Here is a 12403-nt window from a genome sequence, read left to right as displayed (position 1 = left end):
GATCAGTGGGCGAACAGCACCGGCACGCGCGCCTGGAAGAACAGGTCGCGCGTCGTGCCGCCGATGACCCATTCGCGAACCTTCCCGTGTCCGTACCCGCCGGCGACGATCAGTTCCGCCGATATATGCTGGGCATGCGCAAGGATCGATTCGCCGATCGACCGGCCACGGGACTTGCAGGTATCCAGATGTGCCGCGACGCCATGGCGGCGCAGATAACCGAGCGCGCCGCTGCCGCGCTCCTCCCGCGCTTCCAGCGCGCTGGCCACCGGATCGACCAGCAGCACCTCCACGCGCTCGCACTTTTCCAGCAGAGGAAGCGACTCCTGCAAGGCACGGGCAGCCTCGGGTGTGTCCGACCACGCCACGAGCGCACGTCGCGGCGGGTATGGCTGCAGATCGTTCGGTGGAACCACCATGATGGGGCGCCCCGACTCGTGCAGCAGCGCCGAGAAGTAGGTATGGGCAATCGCTAGATCGGCCTGTCCGTCCTCAGGGCGCGCCAGGACTACAAGGTCGCTCGAACGCGCAGCACCTGCGGCCAGGCTGGCGGGCTCCACGCACAGGGCCTCCAGCGTGCGCACGTCGCCCGGCACACCCAGCGCCGCGAGCGTCTTGCGGGTGGAGTCCGCCGCGGTGCGCGCCGATTCGCGCAAGTCGTCGTAGATCTGGGGGAAGCTGGGGTCGGGAATCATTGCCCATGCATCGATCATCGGCGCGGGCATCACCATGAGCTGCAGCACCTGCAACCTTGCATCGAACTGGCGGGCCACCGCGCCGGCGAACTCGATGGCGACGGCATCGCTCCGCGTCTGTACGAGTGCGACGGCGATCTCGCGCCAGGGTGAGCTCGCCGCATGGGGAACGGTCGTTTGGCTGGCAGGGAGGGACATGTCGGCGCTCCGGTGAAATGGGGAAGTCTCTTGTACGACGTCGTCGGCAGTCCACCTTGACGTACGTCAACTGCCTGCGGCAGCGGACTCGACAGGTGCTGCGCCCCGGCACGTCAGCAGCGGCACGCTCATTCGCGCGGCGACGCGACGCGCCAGACGACCGCCACGCGCGCCCATCACAACGAGGTCGCAGCCGGTGTCCGCCACCGCCTGGAGAATGGCTCGATCCGGATGCGGGTCGTAAGCCAGTCGCGTCTCGCAACGGACGCCGGCATTCATGGCAAGGACGCGCTGTCGTTCGAGGTTGCGCTCGGCGAGCGAGGCGCAGTCCGGATCCACGGCGACCTCGGCGGCCGCGAACAGGCGCGCCAGCACGCGCCCTCCCCGCCATGGCGTTGCCGCGTGCAGGAAAACGACGGATGCGACCAGGGCCTGGGCGAGCGAAACCCCAAGCGTGGCCGCGTCGTCGGCAAGGGCCGATCCGTCCGTCGCTATGAGTATCCGCGTAAAGGGCGGCTTGCACTCGGTGACCATGTCGCCGCGCGGCAAGGTCTTCGCGCACGTTCGGCAGAGCAGGCGCAGTGCATCGTTCGAAGGCTGCAGTTCGTCGGGAACCTCCCCCTCGGAGATGGGCTGGCGCAGGAGCGATCGGTACGGCTTCGACGGCGCTTTGTCCATGGCAGCCTCCCGTTCATGTTTGTCAGGGACTGCCTACACCTTCGCGCGGAGCGCACCGGTTCGTCTTGATCGCGGTCAAGTTCGGCATCGTCGCCGGACGAGCGTGAAGTAGTTGACCGGCATCAAGTCGGCCTGGCGCCGAAGTCGTACAAGGGTGCTATCGACCCTCGTCAGGAGCGGACATGAACACGACCAAATCCTCGCAAGACACCACACCCTATTCGCCGGCCAGCTGCCTGCCGCCGGTGGGCGACGTGCTGGCGATCGTCTCCGGCCCGCGCGACGGCGCCGCCTATGTTGCCAGCCGCCTGGCGGCACGCGACGGCGGATCGGTGACGGGCTGCGAAGCTTCGCCGGCGTTCCTGGGCGGCCGCGCCTTCCGCACCGACGCCACCGTCGCGGCACTACTGCAGCCGGCGCCATCTGCCCAGCGCAAGGACGACCTGCGCCTGGGTGGCGATGGCGATGAGTTCATACGCATGGCCGAGACCGCCGGGGCGCACGGTCCGCAGTGGGCGGTGTTGGGGAACGATGCCAGCCATGCGCTTGCGATGTTGAGCGCGTGGCACGACCTGATCGTCGTCCAGCGGCCGGCGGATCCTCACGCCGACCCGCTCGAAGGATTGGGGTCGCTGTTGACTGGTACGGGCCTGCCTTGCCTCGTACTGCCCGACGTCTGTGCTCCCTCCGGCGTTTTCGACCGCGTGATGCTGGCCTGGGACGGCAGCCGGCCGGCCATCCGTGCCATTCGCGCGGCATTGCCGTTCGTCGCGGCGGCCCAGCACGTGCTCCTGCTTGACGGCTGCGCAGCGCATGGTGCTGCCAAACAGGACGCGCCAACCTTCGATCCCATGGCGTTCCTGGCGCAGCACGGCATCGAGGCGACCCGCCAGCGCATGCATGCTTCCCCGGCCGAAGCCGGCGCCGCGATCCTCAAGCACGCACGCCAGTTCAAGGCCGATCTGCTCGTCATGGGCGCCTATGGACACACGCCGCTGCGGGAAAAGCTGTTCGGCGGCGTCACGCGGCATGTGCTGGCCCATGGCAACCTGCCTGCCTTGCTCTACCACTGAAGCAAGCCGGCAGGCTTGCTGTGCGAGCTATGCGAGCCGGCAGGGAGCGTCCAGGGCAGGACATGCCACGGAGACGCCCCGCGCGCGCAGGAGTTGTTCCATGACCTGCATGCCGCCGTCCGGCTCCCCGTGCACCAGCAGCACCTGCCGTCGCGGCGAATTTCCAAGCCACGCCAGCAGTTCGGGCTGCCCCGCATGCGCCGAGAAACCGTTGATCGTCCATATCTGCGCGCGCACGGCGACGTCGTGGCGACCGATACGCACGCGCTTCTGCCCGTCGATGATCCTCCTGGCCAGCGTCCCCTCTACCGCATAACCCACGAAGACAACGCCCGCCCGGTCCCGGTCCAGATTGTGCAGGAGGTGATGCACCACGCGGCCGCCCGTGCACATGCCCGAGCCGGCAAGAATGATCGCGCCTCCTTCGATCGTGTTGATCGCCATGGAGTCGTCCACACCGCGGGTAAAGCGCACGTGCGGCATGTCGAAGGGATCTTCCTGGGCCAGCAACGCGCGAAAGGCGTCGCTCAGGCCTTCCGGGTGACGCCGGAACACCTCCGTGGCGGAGATCGCCATGGGCGAATCCAGGAACACTGGCGTATTCGCGGGAATCGCACCGCTCCGCATGCCCCGGTGCAAGCAGTAAAGGATTTCCTGCGCGCGTTCCAGGGCGAACGTGGGAACGATCACATTGCCATGCCGCCGCAGCGTGGTGGCCACGGCCTCGAAGAACTCGCTTTCCGTTGCCGAGAAATCGCGGTGCGGCCGGTCACCATAGGTGGTTTCCATGACCACGACGTCGGCTTCCGGGGCGGGCGCAAGCTCGCGCAACATCCCGCTGCCGTGATGGCCGAGGTCGCCCGAAAAGACCATCCGCCGCCGGCTCGTCCCGTCGTCCAGTTCCAGCAGGATGCTGGCGGAGCCGAGGATGTGCCCCGCATCGAGAAAGGTGGCGCGGATCCCCGGTGCCACCTCGCGTGTTTCCCCATAACCGACGGCACCGTCGAACGCCTCCATCGCGAGGAACGCATCCGCGATGGTCGTGAATGGCGTGGCGTTCACGTCGCCGCGCGCGGCGGCCCGGCGCGCCTCCTGTTCCTGGAGCGATGCGGCGTCCAGCAACACGATGCGGGCAAGATCCCTTGTGGCGGCGGTGGACAAGACCGGCCCGGCGAAGCCGTCGCGCACCAGTTTCGGCAGCCGGCCGCAATGGTCCAGGTGTGCGTGCGTCAGCAGCACGGCATCGACCGAGCGCGGATCGAACGCGAACCCGCGGGCGTTCGCGTCGTCGGCGTCACGGCCGCCCTGGAACATGCCGCAATCGATCAGGACCTGGCTGTTGCCGCATTGCACGAGGTGACAGGAACCGGTGACGCCGCGCGCGGCGCCATGGCAGGTGTAGACGATCACGGTGCCTCCGTGCGTGTGTCAGAGCAGCAGGGTGTGGATGACAAGCGACGGATCGTCGGCGTCCTGTTTGCGTGAGAAACCCAGGAACTCGGCCAGCTCCCGCATGTCCTTGTTTTCGCCCAGGTCCCGCGAGTACAGCGCCTTGAACCCCTCACGGCGAGCCACCTCGATGAGGTGGCGCATGAGCAGTACCGCCAGGCCGCGGTGCCGCCAGTCGTCGGCTACCGTCACCGCGCATTCGCACCGCTCCATACCTGGGTCGGCGGCATAACGGCTGATGCCCACTTCGCGTAGCTCGCCGTTATCGTGGGCGAGTGCCACGAAAGCCATCGCCCGGCGGCCGTCCACGTTCATGAGCTGGTCCAGCAACCCGGGCGACGCCTCGCGGATCTCGCCAAGGAACCGGTTCCGGCGCGACGTGGAGGACAACCTCCGGATGAAGGCTTCTTCGCGCGCGCGATCTTCCGGGCGCAGGGGGCGAACGAGCACATGGGTGCCGTCGTCCAGGGTTTCGATCCAATGGTCGCCTTCGATGGAGGGGAAATCGGGTTTCGCCGACCGGGACGTCGTGGTTGCCATGGCGGATTCTCCGAATGAGTTCGTGGAACAGATATATGCCGCGCAAGTCTTGGCCGACTTGATCGGGATCAACGGCAGCACTAGTGGGAGAAGAGGACGGGAATCGGCGAGTCGTGGAAGAGTTCGCGCGTGGTGCCGCCCAGGGCCCACTCGCGCATGCGTCCGTGTCCGTACCCCCCGACGACAATGAGTTGCGCCTGCTTCCGGTGCGCCTGCTCCAGCAGCATGCGACTGACGGGCGAGCGGCCCGACGAGCAAAGCGTGAGTTCAGTGCGGACGCCGTGGTGACGCAGGTGAGTCAGAAGGCCCTCGACAGATTGTTCGACCGCTTCCACGGGTTCCTTCGGGGCGTTCACGACCACGATATCGACCGCCTCGGCCGATTCGAGGAGCGGCAAGGCGTCGTGCGCGGCGCGGGTTGCTTCCGGGGTGTCCGACCAGCCGACGACAGCCCGTCTCGGCGGCATGCGCGCCGATGTGCCTTCGGGTACGACCAGCACGGGACGCCCCGATTCGAGCAACACGCCGGCGAAATAGGCATGCGCGATCGACGCGTCGGACGGGGAAGTGGCAGGACGTCCGATGACCGCCAGGTCTGCCCTGCGGGCTGCCGCGGCGGCCATGGCGGGGGGTGCGGAACACAGTGCTTCGAGCGTGAGCACATCGCCCTGCACGCACATGGCCGACAAGCGGTGCTGCATATCCCGCGCCTGCCGCGCGGCCTTGGCACGAAGCTCCGCGTAACGCTCGACCAGCGCGGGATCGGGAACCAACGCCCAGGCATCCGGTGCCTCGACCGGCATCGCGAGCATCTGCAGAACATGCAGGTGCCCGCCAGCTCGCCGCGCGAGGCCGCCGGCACAGGTGATCGCCAGAGTGTCCCCCGGCAGGTGCGCCACCACGACGGCGATGTCGCGAAACCTGGTCAAGGGGTCGGCCTCGTGCTTTCGCGCCGGCTCGCCGAGCGTGTGCCAATCGAGCGCGTCGTCCGGATTCTGGGGAAACATGTTCTCGTTCATGGCAGCCACCTTCCATTCGTGCTGGAACCGTTGTTGTACGGCCGGCGCCTTCCGGGGCGATTGACACAGGTCAATCGCGCCTCGTCTTGATCCCGGTCAAGTTGGCGTCCGGGGAACGGCCCATCCTCGGCTCAGCACACGAGCTGCGGAGGGCACGATGTTCAAGCACATCCTTCTTCCCACAGACGGCACACCGGCCTCGCTGAGGGCCACACGCATCGCGGTGGAACTGGCACGGCGATGCGGTGCCCACCTCACGGCCCTGCACGTCGTGAAGCACGCGCCGACTCGTAACCATGTTGGCGGCGTGGCCACGGTCTCGGAGACCGACAGCGTCGTGGAGGCACAGCAGAACGCGGCAGCCTGCCTCGCGCAGGTCGAAACGATGGCCCTGGCGCGAGGGATGCCCTGCGACGCCACCCAGGTCGCCCACGCGTCGCCCGGGCGGGCGATCCTCGAGTTCGCCAGACAGCATGCATGCGATCTGATCGTCATGGGAACGCACGGCAGGCACGGGCTGGAACGGTTCGTGCTCGGCAGCAAGACGGAAGAGGTGCTCCTCGCAGCGCGCGTGCCGGTGCTGGTGTGCCAGGATGAGCCGTCCCTCACGTTCGAGCGCATCCTCATTCTTGTCGACGGCACCGAAGCGTCGGACCGCGCCGTTCACCTGTGCATGGACACGGCGGCCACCCTGGGCAGCCACGTATACGCGCTCAGTGTCATCTCTCCGCTTCCGACGGTGAACCTTCTTGCCGACTACATCGAAGGCGGCGGTTGCTTCAAGCGCGTGACGTCCAGCGCCCAGGCGCTGCTCGACGACGCGAAACACGCGGGGGACATGGTCGGCGTCAAGGTATCCACCGAGTACACATTCGACCATCGCCCCGATACCGTCGCGATGGCCCGGGCCAACGCGCACCGCTGCGACATGATCGTGGTGCCGGGCAAGGGCTCCGGACATCGCCGCAGTTTCCTGCACGATGTGGCGCGGAGCATCCTCAGGAACGGCGAGGTGCCCTTGCTCGTCTGTCCGTGACGGAAGGGAACGTGGCGCTTGCCGTAACCGGGTCCTGATTCACGGGGATGCCGGGTAGGCGACCAGCCCGCGCTCGATCACCGCGCCAGGCGTGAGCCGGGCCTCTTCCACGTGACCCACGTCGAAGAGATGCCACACCTTGCGACCGGCAGCCATGGCGTAGTCGGCGATGATCCGCCGATGGCAGCGCCACCACAGAACCTCGGAGCACATCATCGCGCAGCGTCGCTCTTCGCCGAGTCGTAGCAGCTCCGCGAGCGACGCCTGGAAGGCATCCGACATGGCATAGTCGGCGTAGTTGTGGAAGCTGGACACCTTCCAAAAACCGTTGACCTCCGGCGGGATGTCCCTGGACTTTCGTCTCCGGCCGCCCAAATCGGGCAGATATTCGTAAGCAATGCCGTGCTCTGCCAGCGCGTCGGGCAGCACTTCGACGTTGAACTGGGGATTCGTGCGCGACCTGGGGAATGTACGCACGTCCACCACGCACTCGATGCGCGCGTCCCCGAGCACGGCCAGGAACGCGTCGATTTCCCGATTCGAATGGCCGACCGAATAGAGCGACAGGTCGCTACGCATGCTAGGGCACTTGACCTTGGGCGGCGGAGAAGGTGCCAAGCTGCCATCGGCCACGCAAACGACGAGTGAATGACTACCGGCACATGCGTCATCGTCTTCGGCCTTCCTATGGTCGGACGTTTGCTCCCTTTCGTCCCGGACCCATCACGCCATGCGCCATCCCCTTCCTGTGGGCATCTGCCTCGCGCTCAGCGCCGCCGCGTGCTCGCCTTCCGCCCCGCCTGCGCCGCCGCCGCTCACGGACTTCACGATCAATTCCGGAGCGCCCCTTACGCCCGAACAGCAGGCGGTCAGCTTCGAACACGCAGACCTGCGTTTCCGCGTGGATCCGGAGGCCCGACGGCTTGAAGGCGACGCCACCCTCACCTTCCGGCCGAAGGCGCCCTTGAAGCGTGTGGTTCTCGACCTCGACCGCAACCTTCCGATCGACGCCGTGGAAGTCGACGGCCAGCGCCTCGCGGCAGGGGCATATCGCAACACCGACGGCCATCTCGAAGTGGATCTTCCGCGTCCGCTGGCCGCGGGTGCCACGACAGCGGTACGGGTGATCTACCACGGTCGCCCGCATACGGCGGTCAAGCCGCCCTGGGACGGCGGCATGGTCTGGTCGACGACGCCCGACGGCCAACCGTGGATTGCCACGGCGGTGGAAGGCGAAGGGTGCGATCTCTTCTGGCCGTGCATCGACCACCCCACAGGCCGCCCGAAGCTGGTGGACGAACACGTGACCGTGCCCGCGCCGCTGGTGGCGGTGGGCAACGGCGTCGCCGTCGGCATGGAAGAGAAGGACGGCATGCGCACCTACCACTGGCGCGCGCACGACGTGAGCACCTACGGCATTTCCCTCAACATCGGGCCATACCGCGAGCTATCGGGCACCTACAAGAGCCGCTTCGGCGACACCTACCCCATGCATTACTGGTATGTGGACGACGATGCCAAGGCCCGCGCCCTGTTCGCGGAATTCCCGCACATGCTCGACTTCCTCGAGGGCACGATCGGTCCCTACCCGTTCCGCTCCGAGAAGATGGGCGTGGTGGAAACCCCATACAAAGGCATGGAGCACCAGACGGTGAACGCGTATGGCAACGAATACGCCAAGACGCCGTACGGTTACGACGACCTGCTGCAACATGAGCTTTCCCACGAGTGGTTCGGCAACCAGGTGACCAATGCCGACTGGGACGACATGTGGATCCACGAGGCGTTCGCCACATACATGCAGCCGCTCTACGCGGGCGCCATCGGCGGCCAGCAGGCCTATTTCTCCACGCTCATGCGCCTGCGCACCATCGTCGCCAATCACCACCCGATCGTGTCGGGATCCCCGCGGCGCGAGGAAGACGTATACAACGACGAGCGCGGGGGCCCCGGCCAGGACATCTACAACAAGGGTGCACTGATGCTGCACACCCTGCGCAACCTGATCGGCGACGACGCCTTCTACCGCTCGGTACGCCTGATGGTCTACGGCACCGAGAACCCGACGCCGGGCAACTTCTCGCCCCGGTACGGCACGACGAGGGAATTCATCGACATCGTCGACAAGGTCACGGGCAAGGACATGCACTGGTTCTTCAACGTGTACCTCTACCAGGCCGCGCTGCCGGACCTTCAGGTGAAGCAGGAAGGCCGGTTACTGCACCTTGCCTGGTCGGTACCCGGCAACGGCCCGTTCCCCCTGCCCGTCGAGGTGAAGGTCGGCGACCGTGTCGTGACCCTGCCCATGACGGACGGTCGCGGCGATGTCGAACTTCCGGAAGAAACCACCTTGTATGTCATCGACCCGGCGTCGAAGCTCCTCCGCCAGGACGCGGCCATGGACGCCTACCGCAATTATGTCGAGCAGCAGCGCAAGGCCAGGAAGAAGGCCTCCTGATCCTCGGCCAACGGCAAGTAGCGGAAGACATGCCGCTACCTGCCCTCGAACGCAGCCTCGATTTTTGCGATGTCGATCTTCCGCATCGACATCATCGCCTGCATCGCCCGCGCGGCCGCCGCGCTATCGGAGCTCCTGAACATCGGGATCATCTGTCTTGGCACGATCTGCCACGACAAGCCGAACCTGTCCTTGAGCCATCCGCACATGCCTTCGCTGCCGCCGGCGCTCAGCTTCGCCCACAGCTCGTCCACCTGGTCTTGCGTCGCACAGTCGACCATCAGTGAAATCGCTTCGGTAAAGGGGAACTGCGGCCCCGCGTTCAACGCTAGAAGGTGCTGGCCTTCGATCTCGAAGCGCATCGTAAGCACGTTACCTTTCTGCGAAGGAACCGCGTCGCCATAACGCGACACTTCGAGAATACGGCCGCTCTTGAAGATGGAGAGATAGTAGTTCACCGCCTCTTCGGCGTTGAAGTCGAACCAGAGACAGGGCGTGATCTTAGCTGGCGCGGTCATGGCGGCGCTCCTTCGTCCAAGTCGAATGTGGGCAAAACACTAAACCAGAATCCGGATCTCAACGTCCAGCGATACCAAGGTCACGCTCCTTGTCATTAGCATCGTCATGACACGCATGTCTTAATGCAGACACAATGGCGACGTTTAGTTGACGCGCGTCGCAAAAATGGCGTCTCTCCCTTTGAGCGGTCCGGACTGCCATCTATTCTGGACCCATGAGCTGGCCCTCCATTCCCCTTGCACCTTGGGGGCCGGCATGGCGAAGGACATCGTGATCGACCACGAACGGCGTCGGCATGGGCGGAACAGTCATCGCCCTCCGAAATGCGTCCGCCTCATGACCCCGTGATCGCACCATTTCGGTGCGAAGGAAGCGCTCGGCCCGCCAGGGCCGGCGCGATGAGCCCTGCCCGAATCAATATACGAATCAGCAACTTATCACACACATCTTCCCGACCTGTTCAGACTATCGGCGATATAAACGTTTAGACGTCCATTCAGATTCGGGAACGACCAAGCCGCATGACGACCAAGATTGATCCGGTTCATGACGAAGACACCATCGATCTGAACGCGTTGTTCGGTACGTTGCTCGACCACAAGTGGATCATCGCCGCGATCACCGGCACGTTCTTCGTGGCCGGCGTGCTCTACACGATGCTCGCCACGCCGATCTACCAGGCCACCGCGGTCGTGCAGGTCGAACAGAAGACCCCGAGCCTGCCGGGCCTGAGCGACCTTACCCAATCTCTGGGCACCACCGCCTCGCAAGCCACCACGGAAATCGCGCTCATCACCTCCCGCCTGGTCGTGGGTACGGCGGTGAACGATCTGCGCCTCGACGTTCAGGTCCAGCCACGTCGCCTGCCTCTCGTGGGCGACTACCTGTCGCGTGGCCACAAACCGGGCGACCTTGGACGGCCGCGCTTCGGGCTCAGCCGCTTTGGCTGGGGCGGCGAGGTGGTGGACATTTTCAGGCTCGACCTGCCCGACTCGCTGATGGGCAAGAAGCTCGAACTCAGGGCGGAAGACGGTGGCAGGTACGCCCTGTACGACGACGACGGCAAGCGCATCCTCTCGGGAGCGGTGGGCCAGCTGGTGCATGGCGGCGGCGCGACGATGCAGCTGAAGCAGCTCACGGCCAACCCGGGCACCCGGTTCGATGTGCTGGTGCAGCCGACGCTCACCACCATAAGCAAGCTCCAGGGCGACATCGTCGCGCTGGAACAGGGCAACGAATCCGGCATCATCGGGCTCAGCTACAACAACGCCGATCCGGATCTCGCGCAGCGGGTGCTCGCGCACGTCACCTCGGCCTATGTCCGGCAGAACGTGGAGCGCAACTCCGCGGAGGCGGCCAGCCAGTTGCAGTTCGTGAAAGACCAGTTGCCCAAGGTTCGCCAGGAACTGGACCGCGCCCAGGCGGCGATGAACGACTTCCAGACGAAGGCGCATTCGATCGATCTGAGCATGCAGACCAAGGGCCTGCTCGACCAGATCGTAGCCGTCGAGAACAACATCCAGCAGTTGCATCTCCAGGAAGCGGATATCGACCGGCGCTTCACACACGACCACCCCGCCTACAAGGCCCTGCAACAGCAGATGGGCCAGCTGCAGGCGCAAAAGGACAAGATGCAGAAGGAAGTCGGTGACCTGCCCGACACCCAGCAGCAGTTGCTCAAGCTGAACCGCGACGTCCAGGTGAGCAGCAACACCTACACGAGCCTGTTGAACCAGGCCCAGCAGCTCGACATCGCACGCGCCGGCACCGTGGGGAATGTGCGCATCGTGGACACGTCGGCGGTGGACAAAACCCAGCCGGTACAGCCGCGCAAGGCCCTCGTTGTGGTGGTGGCGACCTTCCTCGGCGGCTTCCTCGCGTTGGCTTTCGTGTTCCTCCGGCAGGTGCTCAACCGCGGGATCGAAGACCCGGCCGCCATCGAAGATCTCGGCCTCCCGGTATACGCGTCGGTACCGCTGGGCACCGGCCCCGGCACCAAGGCGGCGCGAACCCGTCAGGGAAAGCCCTCGCGCGGCCCGTTGCTCGCGATCGCGTCGCCGAACGACCTTGCGGTGGAAGCGATCCGCAGCCTGCGCACCAGCCTGCATTTCGCGCGGCTGGAAGCAAAGAACAACGTGCTCATGATCACCGGCTCCAGCCCCTTCGCCGGCAAGACCTTCGTCTCGGCGAACCTCGCCGCCGTGATCGCACAGGCGGGGCAGCGCGTACTGCTGGTGGACGGCGACATGCGCCGGGGCACCTTGCACCAGGTGCTCGGCATCAAGCCCGCCCTGGGCCTGTCCGACCTCCTGGTGGGCGGTGCCGAACTCGCCGAAGTGATACAGCCCGGCCCGCTCCCCAATGTCTCGTTCGTCGCGCGTGGCAGGGTGCCGCCAAACCCTTCCGAGCTTCTGATGCACGAGAACTTCACCCGCTTCATAGCCAGCGTGGTGCCCTCGTACGACCTGGTGGTCATCGATACGCCGCCCATCCTCGCCGTGACGGACGCCGCGGTGATCGGCCACCACGCGGGCACGAGCCTGCTGGTCGCGCGCTTCGGGCTGAACAAGGCGCGCGAGCTCGCACTGGCGAAGCAGCGCTTCGAACAGAACGGCGTGGAGCTGAAAGGCGCGATCTTCAACGCCGTCGAGCGCCGTGCCTCCGGTTATTCCACCTACGCCTATTACAAGTACAAGGCCGATCCGGCATGACCCATGAGCACGCGGCCACCGCATGAA

At 65.7% G+C, this 12403-nt stretch carries 11 protein-coding genes; 4 read left to right on the top strand and 7 right to left on the bottom strand.

Annotation, left to right across the window (positions count from 1 at the left end; genetic code table 11):
- Nucleotides 1–2 precede the first annotated feature (2 nt).
- Nucleotides 3–893, bottom strand: a complete 891-nt coding sequence (locus FHS47_RS11690; RefSeq protein ID WP_167027354.1) for a universal stress protein — start codon at nt 891–893, stop codon at nt 3–5.
- Nucleotides 894–959: 66 nt separating this feature from the next.
- On the bottom strand, nt 960–1571 hold the full coding sequence (locus FHS47_RS11685) for a universal stress protein (RefSeq protein WP_167027351.1): 612 nt from the start codon (nt 1569–1571) through the stop codon (nt 960–962).
- Nucleotides 1572–1753: 182 nt separating this feature from the next.
- Here FHS47_RS11685 and FHS47_RS11680 point away from each other — a divergent pair, with 182 nt between their 5' ends.
- Nucleotides 1754–2644, top strand: a complete 891-nt coding sequence (locus tag FHS47_RS11680) for a universal stress protein (RefSeq protein WP_167027348.1) — start codon at nt 1754–1756, stop codon at nt 2642–2644.
- Between the two features lie 27 nt (nt 2645–2671).
- Here FHS47_RS11680 and FHS47_RS20035 read toward each other — a convergent pair whose 3' ends face one another.
- The 3 genes from FHS47_RS20035 to FHS47_RS11665 form a co-directional block, all read right to left on the bottom strand.
- Nucleotides 2672–4054 carry an MBL fold metallo-hydrolase gene (locus FHS47_RS20035; protein ID WP_167027345.1) on the bottom strand — a complete coding sequence of 461 codons (1383 nt, stop codon included), beginning with the start codon at nt 4052–4054 and terminating at the stop codon, nt 2672–2674.
- Between the two features lie 18 nt (nt 4055–4072).
- Nucleotides 4073–4633 carry a GNAT family N-acetyltransferase gene (locus FHS47_RS11670; RefSeq protein WP_167027342.1) on the bottom strand — a complete coding sequence of 187 codons (561 nt, stop codon included), beginning with the start codon at nt 4631–4633 and terminating at the stop codon, nt 4073–4075.
- Nucleotides 4634–4713: 80 nt separating this feature from the next.
- Entirely contained in the window at nt 4714–5652 is a 939-nt protein-coding gene (locus FHS47_RS11665; protein WP_167027339.1) for a universal stress protein, read from the bottom strand.
- Nucleotides 5653–5809: 157 nt separating this feature from the next.
- On the opposite strand from FHS47_RS11665, the gene FHS47_RS11660 reads away from it, so the two are divergent.
- Nucleotides 5810–6688 (top strand): universal stress protein, encoded by an 879-nt coding sequence (locus FHS47_RS11660; protein WP_167027337.1) that lies wholly within the window; start codon nt 5810–5812, stop codon nt 6686–6688.
- Between the two features lie 39 nt (nt 6689–6727).
- Here the strand turns inward: FHS47_RS11660 and FHS47_RS11655 are convergent, their stop codons facing one another.
- Nucleotides 6728–7267: a DUF488 domain-containing protein gene (locus tag FHS47_RS11655; protein WP_167027336.1), complete on the bottom strand. Its 540-nt coding sequence runs from the start codon at nt 7265–7267 to the stop codon at nt 6728–6730.
- 151 nt (nt 7268–7418) lie between these two features.
- Between FHS47_RS11655 and FHS47_RS11650 the strand changes: the two genes are divergently transcribed.
- The gene (locus FHS47_RS11650; RefSeq protein WP_167027334.1) at nt 7419–9146 is read left to right on the top strand and encodes a M1 family metallopeptidase; all 1728 of its coding nucleotides are present in this window, start codon (nt 7419–7421) and stop codon (nt 9144–9146) included.
- A 35-nt stretch (nt 9147–9181) separates the two neighbouring features.
- Here FHS47_RS11650 and FHS47_RS11645 read toward each other — a convergent pair whose 3' ends face one another.
- Nucleotides 9182–9664 (bottom strand): VOC family protein, encoded by a 483-nt coding sequence (locus FHS47_RS11645; RefSeq protein ID WP_167027332.1) that lies wholly within the window; start codon nt 9662–9664, stop codon nt 9182–9184.
- Nucleotides 9665–10186: 522 nt separating this feature from the next.
- On the opposite strand from FHS47_RS11645, the gene FHS47_RS11640 reads away from it, so the two are divergent.
- A complete protein-coding gene (locus FHS47_RS11640) occupies nt 10187–12376 on the top strand; it encodes a polysaccharide biosynthesis tyrosine autokinase (RefSeq protein ID WP_167027330.1) in 2190 nt (729 codons plus the stop codon).
- Nucleotides 12377–12403: the final 27 nt, after the last annotated feature.

This window comes from Luteibacter sp. SG786 (genome assembly GCF_011759605.1).
In the GTDB taxonomy this organism is placed as follows: domain Bacteria; phylum Pseudomonadota; class Gammaproteobacteria; order Xanthomonadales; family Rhodanobacteraceae; genus Luteibacter.
This window is presented reverse-complemented; position numbering and strand designations above follow the sequence as displayed.

Bases quoted from the DNA above. Each gene is read 5' to 3' on its own strand.
- FHS47_RS11690 (WP_167027354.1), bottom strand. From the start codon at position 893: ATGTCCCTCCCTGCCAGCCAAACGACCGTTCCCCATGCGGCGAGCTCA.
- FHS47_RS11685 (WP_167027351.1), bottom strand. From the start codon at position 1,571: ATGGACAAAGCGCCGTCGAAGCCGTACCGATCGCTCCTGCGCCAGCCC.
- FHS47_RS11680 (WP_167027348.1), top strand. From the start codon at position 1,754: ATGAACACGACCAAATCCTCGCAAGACACCACACCCTATTCGCCGGCC.
- FHS47_RS11670 (WP_167027342.1), bottom strand. From the start codon at position 4,633: ATGGCAACCACGACGTCCCGGTCGGCGAAACCCGATTTCCCCTCCATC.
- FHS47_RS11665 (WP_167027339.1), bottom strand. From the start codon at position 5,652: ATGAACGAGAACATGTTTCCCCAGAATCCGGACGACGCGCTCGATTGG.
- FHS47_RS11660 (WP_167027337.1), top strand. From the start codon at position 5,810: ATGTTCAAGCACATCCTTCTTCCCACAGACGGCACACCGGCCTCGCTG.
- FHS47_RS11655 (WP_167027336.1), bottom strand. From the start codon at position 7,267: ATGCGTAGCGACCTGTCGCTCTATTCGGTCGGCCATTCGAATCGGGAA.
- FHS47_RS11650 (WP_167027334.1), top strand. From the start codon at position 7,419: ATGCGCCATCCCCTTCCTGTGGGCATCTGCCTCGCGCTCAGCGCCGCC.
- FHS47_RS11645 (WP_167027332.1), bottom strand. From the start codon at position 9,664: ATGACCGCGCCAGCTAAGATCACGCCCTGTCTCTGGTTCGACTTCAAC.
- FHS47_RS11640 (WP_167027330.1), top strand. From the start codon at position 10,187: ATGACGACCAAGATTGATCCGGTTCATGACGAAGACACCATCGATCTG.